The 16,506-nt window shown below is 40.6% G+C and carries 10 protein-coding genes and 1 riboswitch; of the genes, 9 read left to right on the forward strand and 1 reads right to left on the reverse strand.

The window, feature by feature from the left end; genetic code table 11:
• Positions 1–3: 3 nt before the first annotated feature.
• Positions 4–5,724 (forward strand): family 43 glycosylhydrolase, encoded by a 5,721-nt coding sequence (locus AC6I5B_RS01560; protein WP_052536462.1) that lies wholly within the window; start codon positions 4–6, stop codon positions 5,722–5,724.
• A 54-nt stretch (positions 5,725–5,778) separates the two neighbouring features.
• Here the strand turns inward: AC6I5B_RS01560 and AC6I5B_RS01565 are convergent, their stop codons facing one another.
• The gene (locus AC6I5B_RS01565) at positions 5,779–6,435 is read right to left on the reverse strand and encodes a Crp/Fnr family transcriptional regulator (protein WP_004611762.1); all 657 of its coding nucleotides are present in this window, start codon (positions 6,433–6,435) and stop codon (positions 5,779–5,781) included.
• Positions 6,436–6,520: 85 nt separating this feature from the next.
• Here AC6I5B_RS01565 and AC6I5B_RS01570 point away from each other — a divergent pair, with 85 nt between their 5' ends.
• The 8 genes from AC6I5B_RS01570 to AC6I5B_RS01605 all read left to right on the forward strand — a co-directional run bounded on the left by AC6I5B_RS01570 (position 6,521) and on the right by AC6I5B_RS01605 (position 15,990).
• On the forward strand, positions 6,521–7,144 hold the full coding sequence (locus AC6I5B_RS01570) for an ATP-binding protein (protein WP_022250183.1): 624 nt from the start codon (positions 6,521–6,523) through the stop codon (positions 7,142–7,144).
• A 156-nt stretch (positions 7,145–7,300) separates the two neighbouring features.
• On the forward strand, positions 7,301–7,789 hold the full coding sequence (locus AC6I5B_RS01575) for a GNAT family N-acetyltransferase (RefSeq protein ID WP_004611764.1): 489 nt from the start codon (positions 7,301–7,303) through the stop codon (positions 7,787–7,789).
• Positions 7,790–7,830: 41 nt separating this feature from the next.
• Positions 7,831–8,883 carry an AAA family ATPase gene (locus AC6I5B_RS01580; RefSeq protein WP_022250182.1) on the forward strand — a complete coding sequence of 351 codons (1,053 nt, stop codon included), beginning with the start codon at positions 7,831–7,833 and terminating at the stop codon, positions 8,881–8,883.
• The gene (locus AC6I5B_RS01585; protein ID WP_004611766.1) at positions 8,880–9,398 is read left to right on the forward strand and encodes a hypothetical protein; all 519 of its coding nucleotides are present in this window, start codon (positions 8,880–8,882) and stop codon (positions 9,396–9,398) included. Before AC6I5B_RS01580 ends, AC6I5B_RS01585 begins: the two co-directional genes overlap by 4 nt.
• 40 nt (positions 9,399–9,438) lie before the next feature.
• A complete protein-coding gene (locus tag AC6I5B_RS01590; protein ID WP_004611767.1) occupies positions 9,439–10,839 on the forward strand; it encodes a Wadjet anti-phage system protein JetA family protein in 1,401 nt (466 codons plus the stop codon).
• A gap of 1 nt (position 10,840) precedes the next feature.
• Positions 10,841–11,479 (forward strand): DUF4194 domain-containing protein, encoded by a 639-nt coding sequence (locus AC6I5B_RS01595; RefSeq protein ID WP_004611768.1) that lies wholly within the window; start codon positions 10,841–10,843, stop codon positions 11,477–11,479.
• The gene (locus AC6I5B_RS01600; RefSeq protein ID WP_497773557.1) at positions 11,436–14,840 is read left to right on the forward strand and encodes an SbcC/MukB-like Walker B domain-containing protein; all 3,405 of its coding nucleotides are present in this window, start codon (positions 11,436–11,438) and stop codon (positions 14,838–14,840) included. Before AC6I5B_RS01595 ends, AC6I5B_RS01600 begins: the two co-directional genes overlap by 44 nt.
• Complete coding sequence (locus tag AC6I5B_RS01605) at positions 14,791–15,990, forward strand: Wadjet anti-phage system protein JetD domain-containing protein (RefSeq protein WP_117788259.1); 1,200 nt, start codon at positions 14,791–14,793, stop codon at positions 15,988–15,990. Before AC6I5B_RS01600 ends, AC6I5B_RS01605 begins: the two co-directional genes overlap by 50 nt.
• A 371-nt stretch (positions 15,991–16,361) precedes the next feature.
• A riboswitch (TPP riboswitch) is annotated at positions 16,362–16,469 on the forward strand.
• Positions 16,470–16,506 lie beyond the last annotated feature (37 nt).

Here is a 16,506-nt window from a genome sequence, read left to right on the forward strand (position 1 = left end):
ACTATGAAAAGAAAGACAAAAAAATGTATTTCATGGATCACAGTAGCTGCGTTATTGGGCGGAATTACAAGTCCTTTCAACAGTGGAGCAGCTTCCGTGGAAGCGGCGGACATACCGGAGCCATTGGTAAAATTTGATTTTGAGGATTTATCGGAAAATGCAGAAATCACTTACAAAAATGCAAAGGCTACCGGAGAATATTCGTTGGCAGAAAGTTATAAAGGTGGAGGTGAAGCGCTCTCTTTAAATGGGACGGGACAATTTTTAGATGTAAAGAAAAAAGATGGAGAAAGTCTGTTGACAGGAGAAAAAGAATTGACGGTTTCTTACGATGCCAAATTGGAAAAGGGAGCCAAAGGATGGATTTTGTATGCTTCGGACAGTAATAAAGCTCCGTCCTATCCAAATGAACGTTATCTTGGAATTCTGCATGGCTCGACCAATAGTGAAAACGAGATGATTGCAGAGCGCTATAAAAATAATGGGGCAAGACCAGTATCTGCAACTGCAGATGTATCTGAAATTTATACGAAGTGGGTACATATAGATGTTGTACACAGTGAAAAGGATACGACAATTTATGTAGATGGTGTAAAAAAAGCGACACAGGGAAGTGAATATGCGATTGATGATATTTTAGGAGAGAATAGTATTTTGCAAATCGGGAAGGCCAATTGGGGAACGGGAGAATATTGCAAAGGCTTGATCGATAATTTCCGCATATATGATACAGCACTCACAGCACAGCAGGTGTCAGCGGAATATAATGATTATGTTTTGGAGAGTGATTGTGCTTTGCTTACACTTCCGGAAACGACAGACCGCTCTTTGACGCTTCCAAAAACAGGGGCGAGTGGCATGACACAAATCAGCTGGAAGTCTTCGGCATCAGATGTAATGAAAGATGATGGAACGATTATACGAGGTGAGAAAGACAAAAAGGTAACTATGACAGCAACAATATCTCTTGAAGATCGTTCGGTGAAAAAGGAGATAGAGGTAACCGTACTCAAGAAAAATCCTGAGGAGGATGTGGTAACTTATACGAAAGAATTGACATTAAATACGGGATTTGTCTCAGAGGATATAGAGCTTCCGACAAAAGTGGGAGATGCGGATGTTGTTTGGGAGACAAGTGATGCATCAGTCATAACAAAAGACGGAAAGGTCAAAAGATCAGATGAAAATAAAACAGTTACATTGACAGCGACAATAAAAGTAAATGGCGCTTCAAAAAATGGAACAAAAGAGTTCCCGTTGACGGTCATTGCAAAAGGAGCAAATATTGCTGCCTATGTAAGTAATGAACCTGTAGTTGCACAAAATGGTGGTATGAAGATTGCGTTGCAGAAAGAAGGCGAGTATGAGGCGCTGCATAAAGATCAGCCGATTCTGTATTCTTCTGTGGGAACTAAATCTTATGTTGCTCCACAAATCTTTCGAAAGGCAGATGGAAGCTTTGGGGTTATTGCAGCGGATGGAGGAAACAGTGGCTCTGTTGTTCTCTATGATTCCAAAGATTTAATTACATATTCGAATCAAAGAATTGCCACGATTGAGGGAATTACTTCAATACAAAAAATGTATTGTGTATATGATAGTGCAGATGCAGTGTATAAAGTATTTATAGAAGCAAATGGACAGACTTATATTACAACTTCAAAGAATCTTACCGAATTTGAGGAAGCAAAAGTAACAGACTATGCGATTCCTGAAGCTGGTGAAGTGGCAGAGGATGCTGTTTGGGCAGAAAAAGAAGCATTGACACAAAAAGAATGTGACGCTATTGAAAAACAATTTACAACTCCGTACAATACATCACTTTCAAAAATAACCAAGGAAATTACGGTTGATACAGGAGCAGATGTGAAAACAGAACTGAAAAAGGCGGTTAGAGAAGTGACTGCACAGTATTCAAACGGAGAAGAAAAGACATATTCCGTGCGTTGGAATGAAGCAGATATTGAAAAAGCGGATACAGACAGAGCGGGAATGGAATATACTGTGCGAGGAACAATTGGAGGTTCTGCATATTACACAAAGGCAGATTCACCATTGATTGAAGAACGTGCAGACCCATATATTGTCTATGATGAAGAACGACAAATGTACTATTTTACAGCATCCTATCCGGTAAATGGAAAAGGCGGAGCAGATGGTTATGATCGATTGGTTATCCGTGAGGCAAAAACAATTGAGGGACTTGCTGATGCTGAAGAACACGTTATCTGGGATGAAAGCGAAGTGCAGGGATATGGAAGATGGATTTGGGCACCGGAATTACATAAAATTGGTGATAGCTGGTATTTTCTCAGCACAGCATCACTAGATGAAACAACTGGAGGAAACTTTAATATTCGTCCATTTATGATGAAATGTAACAATTCAGAGGAAATTACGAATCCAGACAGCTGGGGAGAACCAGAGCGTGTGAAGACGATGCAAGGAGACAAAACTGGATTAAATGCAATGTCTCTGGATATGACATATTTTGAAGCAGGAGGAAGACACTATCTTGTGTGGGCTGATTTCACTAAAAATGACGGAAATCCTGCCGGTATTTCAAGTCTCTATATAGCAACGATCGACCCATCGAATCCTACTCAGCTGACAAGTACCTGCTCTGTTATTACAGTACCGGAATATGTATGGGAATTAGAGAGATATAAAGTAAACGAAGGACCTGCAGTATTACAAAAAGATGGGAAAGTATATCTGGCATTCTCGGCTTCGGGAACAGGCTCAGAATATTGTGTCGGACTTTTGACAGGAAATGCAGATGATGATCTGACAAAAAAGGAAAATTGGGTAAAAACACCATACCCAATTATGACAAGTGGTGATTTTAATGATGAACTATGTGGACCGGGGCATAACTCTTTTACAGTTGATGAATATGGAAATGCAGTGATTGTATATCATGCAAGACCGGCAGATACTCATGCAGGTCATACGGGAGATCCACTTTATGATCCATGTCGTCATGCATACGTAAAACCAGTTTTGTTTGGTGCTGATGGAGCGCCGGTTTTGAATCTTTCGGACGAAGAGTTTGTAAAAGGTGGTTCGGAAATTACAGTCAAAGTAAAAGTAAAAGGAGAGTCAGAAGAAAGTAAACCATCTTTGGAGTATAACTTCGATGAGGATTATACAGGAATTGTGAAAGACAGCGCAGGAAATCAGGATGGAACAGTGACAGAAGGTGCATCTTATGTATGGGATAAAGAATATGGTCAGGTATTATATTTGGATGGAGATAAAACAGATGGAGGACATGACAGTTATTTGGAATTTCCAGAGGGATATTTTGATGGAAAAGATAAAGTGACAATTTCAATGGATGTCAATGAAGTGACAAGAAGTGGAAACTACTTTACATTCGGTGTAGGACAGAATAATCAAAAATATCTTTTTTTAAAGACCGCACCGACAAGCACAAAACTTGCGGTCACTACGTCTGGATATCAGAATGAAAAGTTAGCAAATAGGAACTCGGTATATCCAAATAACAGCAGAACATGGATTAATATAAAAATGGTTGTGACACCAAAATCAATCAGCCTTTATCAAGATGGAAAATTAATTGCGGAAAATCTGAATACAAATATCTCCTTAGATGATTTGGGGAGAAACCTTAAAGCATATATCGGGAAATCATTTTATTCAGAGGATAAATATTTCCGTGGATATTTTGATAACATAAAAGTATATGATTATGCGATGACAGATGAAGAAGTGAAAAAAGTCACGAAAGAAGAAAAAGAAGCCAGAGAAAAAAAGATGGGAGAAGTTAAACTTGTAGCAGAGAAGTTTGAGATTCCAAATGCAGATAATATTAAGAGTAACATTACCCTTCCAAGTGAAAAAGATGGTGTATTGATTCAATGGTCTTCCTCTAACCCGAAGGTAATCAATCCCGAAAAAGATGGAGAAAAACCAGCAGGCGTTGTTACAAGACAGAAAGAAGATACAAAGGTAACACTCACGGCAGTTTTCTCAAAAGAAGGAAGTAAAGATGTGAAAAAAGAATATGAGGTGATTGTAAAAGCAAAGGCAAAGACAGTAAAAGAGGAAGATTATGCCGGTTATTTGTTCGTGAGGTTTAATGGAACAGAAGAAAATGGAGATCAAGAGCAGACTTATTTTTCACTGAGTGAGGATGGCCTCAATTGGACAGATTTAAATCAAAATCAACCAGTATTGAAAAGCACGATTGGTGAAAGCGGATTAAGAGATCATTTTATAGCTCGAGCACCGGAAGGTGACAAATTTTACATGATAGCAACAGACTTAAGTATTGCCTTAAATAAAGTAAATGGTGGAGCAGATTGGGGGTCAGCAGGAGGAAGCGGAAGCCACAGCATTGTCGTATGGGAATCTGATGATTTGGTAAATTGGAGTGAACCTTGGCTTGCGGAAATTGCACCAGAAGGAGCAGGATGCACATGGGCGCCGGAATTTATTTACGACGAAACAACCGGTGAATACATTGTCTATTGGTCTGCAACAACACTTCAGGTAGATGAAGAAGAAAATATTACACAGGAATATGAAAATCACGCAATTTATTATTGCAAAACCAGGGATTTCCGTACATTTACAGAAGCAGAATTATATCATGATGGTGGCGTAGACGCGAATGGAAAAATTGTAAAAGTAATTGATTCTACAATGATTCAAAATGGGGATACGTATTACCGTTTTACTAAAAATGAAAGCAAAGGAACCATTGTTATGGATAAATCGGATTCTATACTTGGAGAATTTTCAGAGATTGACTCTAACGTGCTTTCTTCGGAGCTTCCAGCAAAGAGGGGCGCAGTAGAAGGTCCGATTATCTTTAAAATGAATGAAAAAACAGAAGATGGAAAAGATCAATGGTGTCTGATGGTAGATCGTTTTGCAAGAGGACAGGGATATTATCCTCTCATTACCACAGATTTGAATTCGGGTGAATTTAGAATGTTGGATGACAGTGAATATAGTTTTCCAAGCAAATACCGCCACGGTTATGTAATGCCGGTAACAGAAAAGGAATATGGTGCACTGCAAAGACAGTGGGGAGACGGAAGCTATGTTGACAAGTCCTTGTTAAAAGAAGTGATTGAAGAAGCGAAAGATATTTTGACAAATCAGAAACAAAACTATACCGAAGAAAGTATTCAGCAACTAAAAACGGCATTAGAGTCTGCCAAAAAAGCTTTGGATATAGTGACTACAACAGAGGAAGCTGATCAGGCGGCAGAGAATCTACGAAAAGCAATTGAAGCATTGGAGAAAAAAGAGGATATTCTGACCAGGATAGAGGTTACACTTCCAGATAAGACAGAATATCAGATTGGAGAAGAACTTGATTTGACAGGAGTGAAAGTAACAGCGGTGTTTGAAAGCGGAAAAACAGCGGATGTGACAGAGGCAGCAACAGTTGATAGCGGTGCTTTCAATTCTCAGAAAGCAGGAAGTTATACTATTACAGTTACTTATGCAGAGAAGACAGAGACATTTGTTGTTACAGTGAAAGAAAACTCTCCTGAAATTCCAGACCCAGTACCGAGTCCAAAACCTGAACCTAATCCTGACTCTAATACAAAACCAAAACAGAACGAAAATAAAGTTGTAAAAACAGGAGATGAGCAAAACCCGCTTCTTTCGATTAGTATTTTTGCTCTTGCAAGTGTTGTAATAACCGGAAGTTTTATAAGGAGAAAAAAATATAACTTGTAAATAATTGAGAGAGGTAAGGATAAAACAAGAAGCCGCACTTCCCATGAGGCATCCTTACACTTTTGAAGGCAGAGAGTGCAGTACGAATTTGTTTTTATGGAATTCCAATATCCCCTCGTCGCGCATCTTTCCAAGCTCTTTCGATAGGGCGCTGCGATCCAGATTGAGATAGTCGGCAAGTCCCTGACGGTCAAACGGAATTTGGAATGTTGTACTTTTGGCTTTTGCCGCTTCTGTAGAAAGATAGATAAAGAGACGACTGCGAACGGTTTTAGGAGTAGTGCAGAAAATGCGTCTGGAAAGTATTAGATTTTTTTGCACAGAGATATAGAGAATATTCTGCATGATTTTAGCACTCCAGCTCTCTTTATCTTGAATCTGTTTCAGAGGTGCGATATTTAGAAAGAGGATATCAGCAGCTTCGGCAGTGACTGCGTCAACCATCATCGGTTCTTGACAGAGCGCGTAGGATTCGGCGAATACCTGTCCTGCTGAAATATTGCTTAAAATACTTTTGTTGCCCCAGAGATCAATATTTTCAATATTGACACTTCCGCTTAAGACGATACCGATTTCATGGATATGTTCTCCGGTGTGAAGGATAATAGTATTTTTTGCAAAGTGCTGTGTGCGCATGCAGCCAAGATCCAGCATGTGCATCCACTCATTTTCCGTAATGCCCTGAAATAAAACTGATTCAATTTTTTTCATAAAATCCTCATTTCCGTGGTTATAACCACTGAATTATTGGATTGATTATATTATACTCAGGTTACAAATGCAAGGAGGAAAAAATATGATTAGAAGAATTATTGAGATTGATGAAGATAAATGTAATGGGTGCGGAGCTTGCGCAGCGGCTTGTCATGAAGGAGCAATCGGTATGGTAGATGGGAAAGCGAAACTTCTTCGTGATGATTATTGTGATGGACTTGGAGACTGCCTTCCGACATGTCCGACAGGGGCAATCCGTTTTGTAGAGCGAGAGGCAGCAGCGTATGATGAACAGGCCGTTTTGGAAAATCAGAAAAAAGCAGCACCGGCGGGAATCCAGCCGTCACAGCTTGCACAATGGCCATGTCAAATCAAGCTTGTGCCAGTAAATGCACCTTATTTTCAGGGGGCGAAATTGCTGATTGCAGCGGACTGCACGGCTTATGCCTACGCTAATGTGCATCAGGAATTTATGCGAGGAAAGGTGACAATTATCGGATGTCCAAAACTGGATGATGTCGATTATAGCGAGAAACTGACACAGATTTTGGAGAATAATGATATCAAAAGTGTCACAATACTTCGTATGGAAGTCCCTTGCTGCGGTGGTCTTGAGATGGCTGCGAAAAAAGCACTTAAGGAAAGTGGAAAGTTTATTCCATGGCAAGTTGTCACGATTTCGATTGATGGGAAAATATTAGATTAAGAGCAATTTGAAATGTTATTAGGAGTAGTGTTTTAAGAAAAAAGCTGATAAAATAGGTATCTCAGATGAATGAGGTATCTATTTTTTTGTAACAGTTCAGTAAACTCGAGCTGTTATGACTGAACTGTTACAGATTGGAAGGAAAGGAAGGAAAAAATGGAAATCAGGCAGGCAAAGTTGGCGGATGTGCCAACCATTATGAAGATATATGAAAAAGCAAGGGTATTTATGGAGAACAGTGGGAATCCTACACAATGGGCGGTTGGCTATCCGGGGCAGCAGCTAGTTGAAAAGGATATTATAGAAAAAAATTGTTACATCTGTGAGGAACAGGGGAAAGTTGTAGGTGTGTTTTCGTTTATAGTGGGAGAGGACCCGACATATCAGAAAATCGAGCATGGTGCATGGCACAGCGCAGAAACATATGGAACAATACACAGACTTGCATCAGATGGACAGGCAAAGGGGATTGCAAAAATTTGTTTTGATTTTTGCAAAACAAAATGCCGTTATCTTAGGATTGACACGCATCAGGATAACAAACCAATGCAGGCGGCAATCCTGAAATACGGATTTCAAAAATGCGGAATTATTCACGTTGCAAATGGCAGCGAAAGGATTGCGTTTGATATTTCGTTTGATTGAAAAAAGATTCACTGCATGATATGATATTTAGGATTAGAAATATGGGAACGGCAAAGACAGTTAGTGAGGTGAAAATAATGCCATTAACAAAGATGGAAGCGGAGAACTTTACAGTATTTGAGAAGATATCAATCCCGTTTTGTAGAGGGTTGAACGTACTAGTAGGAGAAAATGGAGTGGGGAAAACGCATGTTATGAAGATTGCGTATGCTGCGTGTCAAGCATCAAAGCATGATGTGTCATTTTCGCAGAAAAGCGTAATGTTATTTAGACCTGATCAGTCCAGTATCGGACGTCTTGTAAATAGAAGAAAAAATGGTAATAATACGGCGAAAATTTCTGTTGAGTCAGATGTAGCAAAAATCGGAATGTCATTTTCTATTAAAACAAAAAAATGGGATGCAGAGATTAAGACTGAGCCAAATTGGGAAAAACAGATGTCAGATTTGACAAGTGTATTCATTCCGGCAAAAGAAATTTTATCAAATGCATGGAACCTTGATGCAGCAGTTAAAATGGGAAATGTAGAATTTGATGATACGTATCTTGATATTATTGCAGCTGCCAAGATTGATATATCAAGAGGTGTTGATACAGGGGCAAGAAAAAAATATTTGGAGCTTTTGCAAAAAATCAGTTCAGGCAAAGTTGCTTTGCACGATGATAGATTTTATCTTAAACCAGGTACACAGGCAAGGCTGGAGTTTAATTTGGTAGCTGAAGGATTACGTAAGATTGCATTATTGTGGCAGTTAATAAAGAACGGTACATTGGAAAGAGGTTCTGTTTTATTTTGGGATGAGCCCGAGGCAAATATTAATCCTAAATATATTCCCGTTTTGGCAGAATTACTTATTATGTTGGAACGTGAAGGTGTTCAGATTTTTGTTTCCACGCATGATTATTTTTTGTCTAAATATATTGAAGTCAAAAAGAAAAAAGACAGTGAAATTCAATATATTTCGTTATACAAGGATAAAACAAGTATAATAAAGTGCGAGGTAGAAAAAGAATTTGAACTATTAGAACACAATGCTATTATGGATACTTTTCGTCAACTGTACAGAGAGGAAATCGGGGTGGTGCTTCAGTGAAAGTAATACCAGAATCAGACATGAGATTTGGTCAATTTGAGGAAATGAACTTATTTCATATAGAGAACTCGCAGTTATATGAAAAAATGGGGTCTGGGATAAAGACGGTAGAATTTATTTTGAGATACAATAAAAATAGTATCATATTTCTAGAAGCCAAAAAGAGTTGTCCAAACTCAGACAATAGATATGACTCAGAAGAAAAAGAGAAAAAGTTTGAGGAATACTATTTAGCTATTACAGATAAATTTATTGAGTCATTACAAATTTATATTGCAGCTATATTGGATAAATATGAAGATATTTCGGAGATAGGAACGAAGTTATTAGATATCAAAAGTTTTCGGGGTATTCAAATTAAGTGTGTTCTCGTCATAAAAAATGCGGATGAAAGATGGCTTCCAGGTGTAATGGCAGAACTGAAAGAGCGTTTAAAAACCTATAGAAAAATATGGGGAATTGAAGTGGCCGTTTTGAATGAGGAACTTGCGGGAAAATATAAACTGACCTGTTAAGGGGAACGGAACCATATATAGAGACAAAGGACAAATATCTATGAGTATAAAAAACAGAATTCCAAAGGAGTTTTATAAATTATTTAACAGTAAGTACGTCGAGTATTTTCAGCGGATTTTGATTGCACTTTATGAGCAGTCGGCAAGTTCGTATTCATTGCTTGGACTTACAGAAGAGGAATGTCAGGACACGATCGAGATGGAGATTTCTACATTTACGATGGATTTTAGTCAAAGTGACCTGGAGGAAGAGGGAGAACTTCTCACGCGGGCGAATATGGCGTCAGTGATGCTTCGAAAGCTGGAAGAGTGGGGATGGCTCCGAAAGGATTATGACGAATCTCTGAACTGCTATGTCGTTTCATTTCCGGATTACAGCCAGATGTTCACAGAGTTATTTGGCAGGCTATATAATGAAGAAAGCAGTATGGAGCGTGAGAGTCTGTTGACGATATACAGCCATCTGTTTACATACCACTCTTCTAAGGAAAAGGACAATGAGATTTTGAAAAGTGCGCTGCAGTCTTCGAAGGCATTGCTTCAGATGCTCTCGAATATGCAAGAAGGAATTCGTGGATTTTTTGAGGAAATGACGAAGCAGAAGACATTTCTTGGAATTCAGGAAGTGCTTGTGCAGGAAATGAATAATACAGATAGCCAAAAGTATGCGATTTTGACGACAACGGATAGTTTTTACCGGTATAAAGAAGAGGTGAAAGAGCTTATTGATCAGAATCTGATGGGAAATGAGGCTAGAAAGCAGGAGTTGCTTCAGAGGAGAAAAGGGCTGGAGGCAGATTCTTTTGCGTGGAGAAGAAATGAACGTGGAGTACAGAGCTGCGATGAGGCAATGGAGATCTTGTTTCAGATCAATCGGGAGTTTGACGGGATTGAGCGCAGATACAATCGTCTCATTGATCAAAAGAGAGTATTTGCAAAACGTGCGGCGGCTCGTATCCGATATATTTTGGCGGAGGGTGATGTGGAGGAAGACCACACAAAAGCGCTGATCAGGCTATTAAATATGAGCGACCGAAAAGATGAGATATTGAAAAAACTTGGTGAACGTATGGGCATGACAGAGCGTTTTGCAGTGCTGAAAGAGAGGAGCTTTGCAAAACCGAGAGATGCGAAAAAGAAAGCGTTTGAACCACAGGAACTTGTAAAGACGGGACAAAGTGAGGAACAGTTGGATGAGTTTGTTGTAAAACCATTATATACAAAGGCACAGATTCGGGAATTTCGCAGACAAAATGAGGTGGATGGAGCATTTCAGGTGACAAAAGATACCGTTCACACAGTGGAAGATTTAGAGAAGCTTTTATTTGTATGGCAGGAAGCCACTGAGATTGCGCAAGAGACAGAAGAGATTGTGATCGGAGAGGAATTTACGACAGAGGAAGGCTTGCAGTATTCAGGATTTACAATCAGGAGGAAGTAATATGGAACAATATTTAGAAAGTTTATCTGTGACGGAAGCAGAAAAATTAAAGAAGACTATCTTGAGTCTGTTTCGCCAGACGTGTATTTTGCAGGAAAAATATGACCCGGTTACACTGGTCCCAAGTGACAACGAGCAGTTTGCAATATGCAGAACACATCGCAACTTTATTGAAAACTATCTTTCGGTTCTCGGATGTGAATTGCTGTATGATTCACAGGAGCGCATTTTCAGGCTTGTCGGAGAAGGCGTGGAGGCGGAGGTCCTGTCGAAGGAGACAACGATTATTGTTCTGCTCATAAAGATGATCTATCGGGATAAGATCATGGGAAAGGGACTTGCTGCGACGGTGACAAATTTAGAAGAAATCAGAGAGTACGGGAAGAATACGAATCTTTTGAATCAGAAACTTCCGGACGGTGAATGGAAGAGCGCTTTGGCGATTATGAAAAAACATCAGATTGTGGAGTATCCGGGGGCGCTTCGTGATCTTGAGGACGATACACCGATTTATATTTACAGCACGATTAATTTATATTGCAGTTCGGCGTTGATTAACGAGCTGATTGAGGCGTACAGAGAGGAGAATGCAGAGGATGAAGCAGGCAAAGAAGATATTTACACGAATTTTGATGAATAACTGGGGCGGAATTGACCATCAGGTACTTTGTCTGAATGAATATGTGAATCTGTTCAGCGGAAAAAGCGGTTCCGGAAAATCATCTGTGATGGATGCCATGCAGGTCGTGCTATATGGAAGTGTCGGAAATGATTTCCTCAACAGAGCGGCAGATGACAGCGCCAATAAAAGAAGTGTGTTAAGCTATTTGCGCGGAGAGCAAAAAGATGGTACGGCGAACCGTGAGAATCAGGATTTTTATGCCCATATTGTCTTGGAGATACAGGATACAGGGCGGAAAAGTTACACATGTATCGGAGCAGTTTTCGAAGTCGGAAAAAATGATATGGACCTGAAACGGTTCCGTTTTTTCAGCCATGCCGGAAAAATTCCGGAAGATGAGTATGTTACTGTGTCTGGAATTCCGTATTCAATTGCACAGATTCAGAAACTGGTCCATGAAAGAGAACAGTCAGAAGATGCGAAAAGCAGAGGAAATGTCAACCGGATCTATCCGTCCAGAGAAGCGTATCTGAACATCGTAAATGATATTATTTTCGGGTACGTAGATGCAGGTCGGTTTAAAACAATGCAAAAAAGTGCGATCGCGCTTCGCATGACAAAGGGAACGAGTCAGTTTATCAAAGACTATATGTTTCCGAAGAGCAAGGAAGATACGATCACTGCGATCAGTGAACAGCTTGCGGCTTACCGGGAGATAAAAGAGCGGGTCGAAGATTTGGAAAAACAGATTACCCTTTTAGAGGAGGTGCAGGCACATGACAGAAAGCTTACGCTTGCAAAGGCAGAGCAGGTAAAGACAGAAACGCTTTTACGGATTTTGGAGATTGAAAACAGGCGGGTACAACTTTTGTCAAAGACGGAGGAGTTCTCAAATACATGTGAGAAAATCGCGCAATTCGAAGAACAGATAAAAGATCTCGAGATGACATTGAATGGAAAACGAGAAGAACTGATTGGGGTGCGCACGGAACTTCGTGCCAGTGATTTTGAGAAAAAGAAAGAAGACCTTACAAAATTGCAGGAGACAATCCGTCTGTGCGGAAATGAGGCAAGAGAGTGGGGAGAATTGCTCAAGCGACTGAATCGTTGGAATGAGACAGACGGAGTCTGCGAGTATGTCAGTAACCCGCTTTGCAATCTTCTGGAAGAAATCGAAGAGAGAAATATCACAGAAGAGAATGTGAACGGACTGAAAAAGCGACTGAAGGAAACGTATGAGAGTATCAAATCTGAGGTGGAAGAGCTGAAGGCAGAGCGACGACGTGTGGAAGCGGACTATCAGGAACAGAAGGAGATGCTTGAGGATTTACAAAATGACAAAAAGCATTATTCCAAAGAAGTGAAAGTGGTCAGGAGAAAACTGCAGGAAGAATTGTCAGCAAGATACGGCAGAACCATATCGGTTGAAGTGTTTGCAGATTTGTTCGACATTACAGACGAGGCATGGCGAAATGCAATTGAGGGAAGACTTGGAAGAATCAAATACGGTCTTATTGTGGAGCCAAGATATGCTTTAGATGCAGCGAATATTTTCCGGGGAATGAAGAAGCGAGAATACGAGACGGTGGATTTGATCAACACGGCAGCAATACAGCGGGATGAGCCGCAGGCGATGGATGAGACGCTGTATGATGCGGTAAAGACGGACATTCCATATGTAGATTTTTGCCTGAAACGTTATCTTGGACATATCAAAAAATGTGAGACCGTGGAAGAACTGCATGAGGTCAAAGACGGTGTTACTCAGGATTGCTATTCATACAGCAATTACATGTTCCGACATTTGCGGGAGAAAGATTACAGATATCAGACAATCGGCAGAAAGGTTTCCAAAAAGCAGATGCAGGAACTGGAGGAAGGCGTATACAGGCTGAATGTGGAACTGATTCGTCTTGGCGGGGAAATCTCAGAGCTTGAGCAAGCGGAGGATTTTGAGCGTCTGCAGACATATGATTACGAGACCATGCTGCAGAAATCTAATGCGGCAAGCCGGCTGAAAGAGTACTACGAAGAAGAGGCGCGTCTGTCGGAAGAAATCCGAGAACTTCAGGCAGGTACAAGAGTTGCAGAGCTTCAGAAACAGGAACAGAGTCTGAATGAGTCCATTCGAAAGCTGGAACAAGAGAAAAATGGGGTACAGAAAGAGGTGACAAATTATTCGGCGACAAAAGGAAAGCAGGAACAGGATATAAAGGAACGCACAGAATACCTGGAGAAGCTTGAGGAAGGATTTGTCCCGAATGCAGAACTGAAAGAGACCGTTCTTGCGGTCATTGACAAAGGAAATGAATACCGTTTTGAGAGAGAGCAGAAAAAGACATTCGAACAGCTGCGCTCACAGGAAGAAGAGGAATTCAAACAAAGAGGAGATGCGAGAGAGCAATTCAATAAAGCATTTCCATCGTATGATTTCAGTCCGTTCGAGAAAGATAATACCGCCTATGATGAGTTGTTGGAAAACTGTAAGCAGAATTTTGAGCCGAAGTATAAGGCGGAGTTTGACAAACAGTATCAGCTTATCTATCAGATGCTGCGGGAAAATGTGATTGCGACAATCAACAGTGAGATTAAAGAAGCGAAACGACACCGCCGAGAGATCAATGCGATGCTTTCTGAAATCCGTTTTTCCGACAGTATTTATCAGATTGACATTTTGCCGACTGACGATGAAAAACGACAGTTTTATGAGATGCTGACGGCGGAGGAACTGAACATGAAAGTGATCGACCGAGACATGGAAGGACAGTTAAGTTTTGGTGAGGATGCCTTTTATCAAAAATACGAGGCGCAGATTAAGCGCCTGACTGACAAATTCATGCCGCCGAAGGAGGACGAGCCTTCTGCGAGAGAAAGACATAAACGAGATATGGAAAAATATGCGGATTACCGCACGTATTTGAAATTCAGCATGTACGAGCAGACCGAGGATCAGGACGGAAATATAAAAAAGAATTACGTGGATGATATGGCGGGGCGTGATTCCGGAGGAGAAGGACAGAATCCGAAATATGTGGCGCTGCTGGCGGGATTTGCTATGCTCTATCATCAACAGACAAACCGTGACACCAAAATACGTCTTGTACTTTTGGATGAAGCATTTTCCAAGATGGATAAGGAGCGAAGCGAAGTATGCCTTGCATATGCGCGCAAACTGGGACTCCAGCTTGTCGTGTGTGTGCCGGATGAGAGACTGCAGTCACTTGTACAGAACGTGGACTGCGTGTACGCATTCCGAAGAGCCAACAATCGGATTTCGATGATTCATATTGACAAAGGGGCATATTTGCGGATGATAGAGGGAGAAGCAGATGAAGAAGAAAACAGTGACGCTGTCACAGTGGCTCATCGAACAGAATGATACCGAAGCATATCGTGCAGGAAAACTTGCAGGGAAGAAACATCCGAAAGTAGACCAAAAACTGATTGATGCGGTCGGTGGGATGCAAAACCTTATCCGTCAGGCAAGAGTGCTTGAACAGGATGAGGCACTTGGCAAAAGCGGGATGATTCAATTTCGGTGGTGTAATTTAGGAAGTGACATCTCACAGATTGATTATGAGGTTGCCGCAATTCCATTGCTTTGCAGAAAGCTTGGTGTGAAAGATGTTCGGGAACACCAAGCGGAGTTGATAACACGGGTACAAATGTGGAAAAATAAGGTCAGCGAGTGTGAGTGGGTGGAAAACTATTATGATACGCTTTTGAGCAGGCTTACACTTGGCAAAAAAGTCTCAGAAGCAGAAGATGAGAAATTGTTTTTGTGTCTGAACGCAGTGGCAGCACAACAGGAATTTATTTGGGAGCGTGTGTTCAGCGCCAGAGTGTTCCACAATTCGAAGACATTTCAGAATGAATATAAGAACAGCATTGTTACGATTTTGAAAAATTGTTCTCCGTACTACGAGGAGGAAATAGACGCAGAGACGCTTCTGGCAGCACATAATATCCACTCCTATGCGCAGACACTGGAGTGGAAAGGCTGTCTTGAATATAGGTTGGATAATGGTAATGTTGTGGATACAGACGAAAACACTTATGGAACAGTGATTAATTCTCAGACGATGGAACACGCCAGCGTGACAGACCTTTCCGGATGCAAACGGATTATGACAATTGAAAATAAGGCAAATTACGAGAGTATGATTTTCTCAGAAGAAACGTTGTACATTTATTGTCATGGGTATTTCACGCCAAAAGAAGTGAGATTTTTAAAGAAAATCCCGGAGCTTGCTGACGCAGACTGCGAGTTTTTACACTGGGGAGATATGGATTACGGCGGAATCAGTATTTTTCAGTTCATCAAAAAGAATGTATTCCCAGAGTTGAAGCCTTATAAAATGGATCGAACCGCTTTTGAGGGAGCTTTGAAAGACGGTGCAGGCATTGTGCTGGAACATGAGACAAGGAAGAAACTGGAAGCGAAAGATGCGGGTCTGTTGGAAGAGTTGAAACAGGTGATTTTAGAGACAGGAAAGACGATAGAGCAGGAGCTGGTGAGAGGGAAATAGGGTGGAATTTTAATTGATACGCGGATAAAAATATGATAAGATAATTTACAGAACAATCGTGAACAGGGTAGGCTGACCTCTCATTTACATACGGGAGGTGATGCTAATGGACAACAAACATTTTGATTTCAAAGATTTGATGCAATTTGGTATGTTCATACTATCACTATTGACTTTTATTTACTTGATAAGTAATTAGTGCATAAAAAACCACCCTATAAAAAGTCTTGGCGGACTAGGGTGGAATTTTAATTCTCATTTAGAGGCCAACCACTTTGAACGGTTGTTCTTCTATAATCATATTATACACCTTCGGGCGTACCTGTCAAGAGTCATTGACAATCGAAATCGAGAGTGTTAAACTAAGAAAAACAAAAACATAGGGGAGCTTGTATTGGCAGGCTGAGAGGAAGTAATCAACTTCGACCCTTTAACCTGATGCGGATAATGCCGCCGTAGGAAATCATAATTGCTGATTTTTTCGGAGATATCGTATTAGGTATCTCCGTTTTTTTG

This window comes from Faecalimonas nexilis (assembly GCF_059731825.1).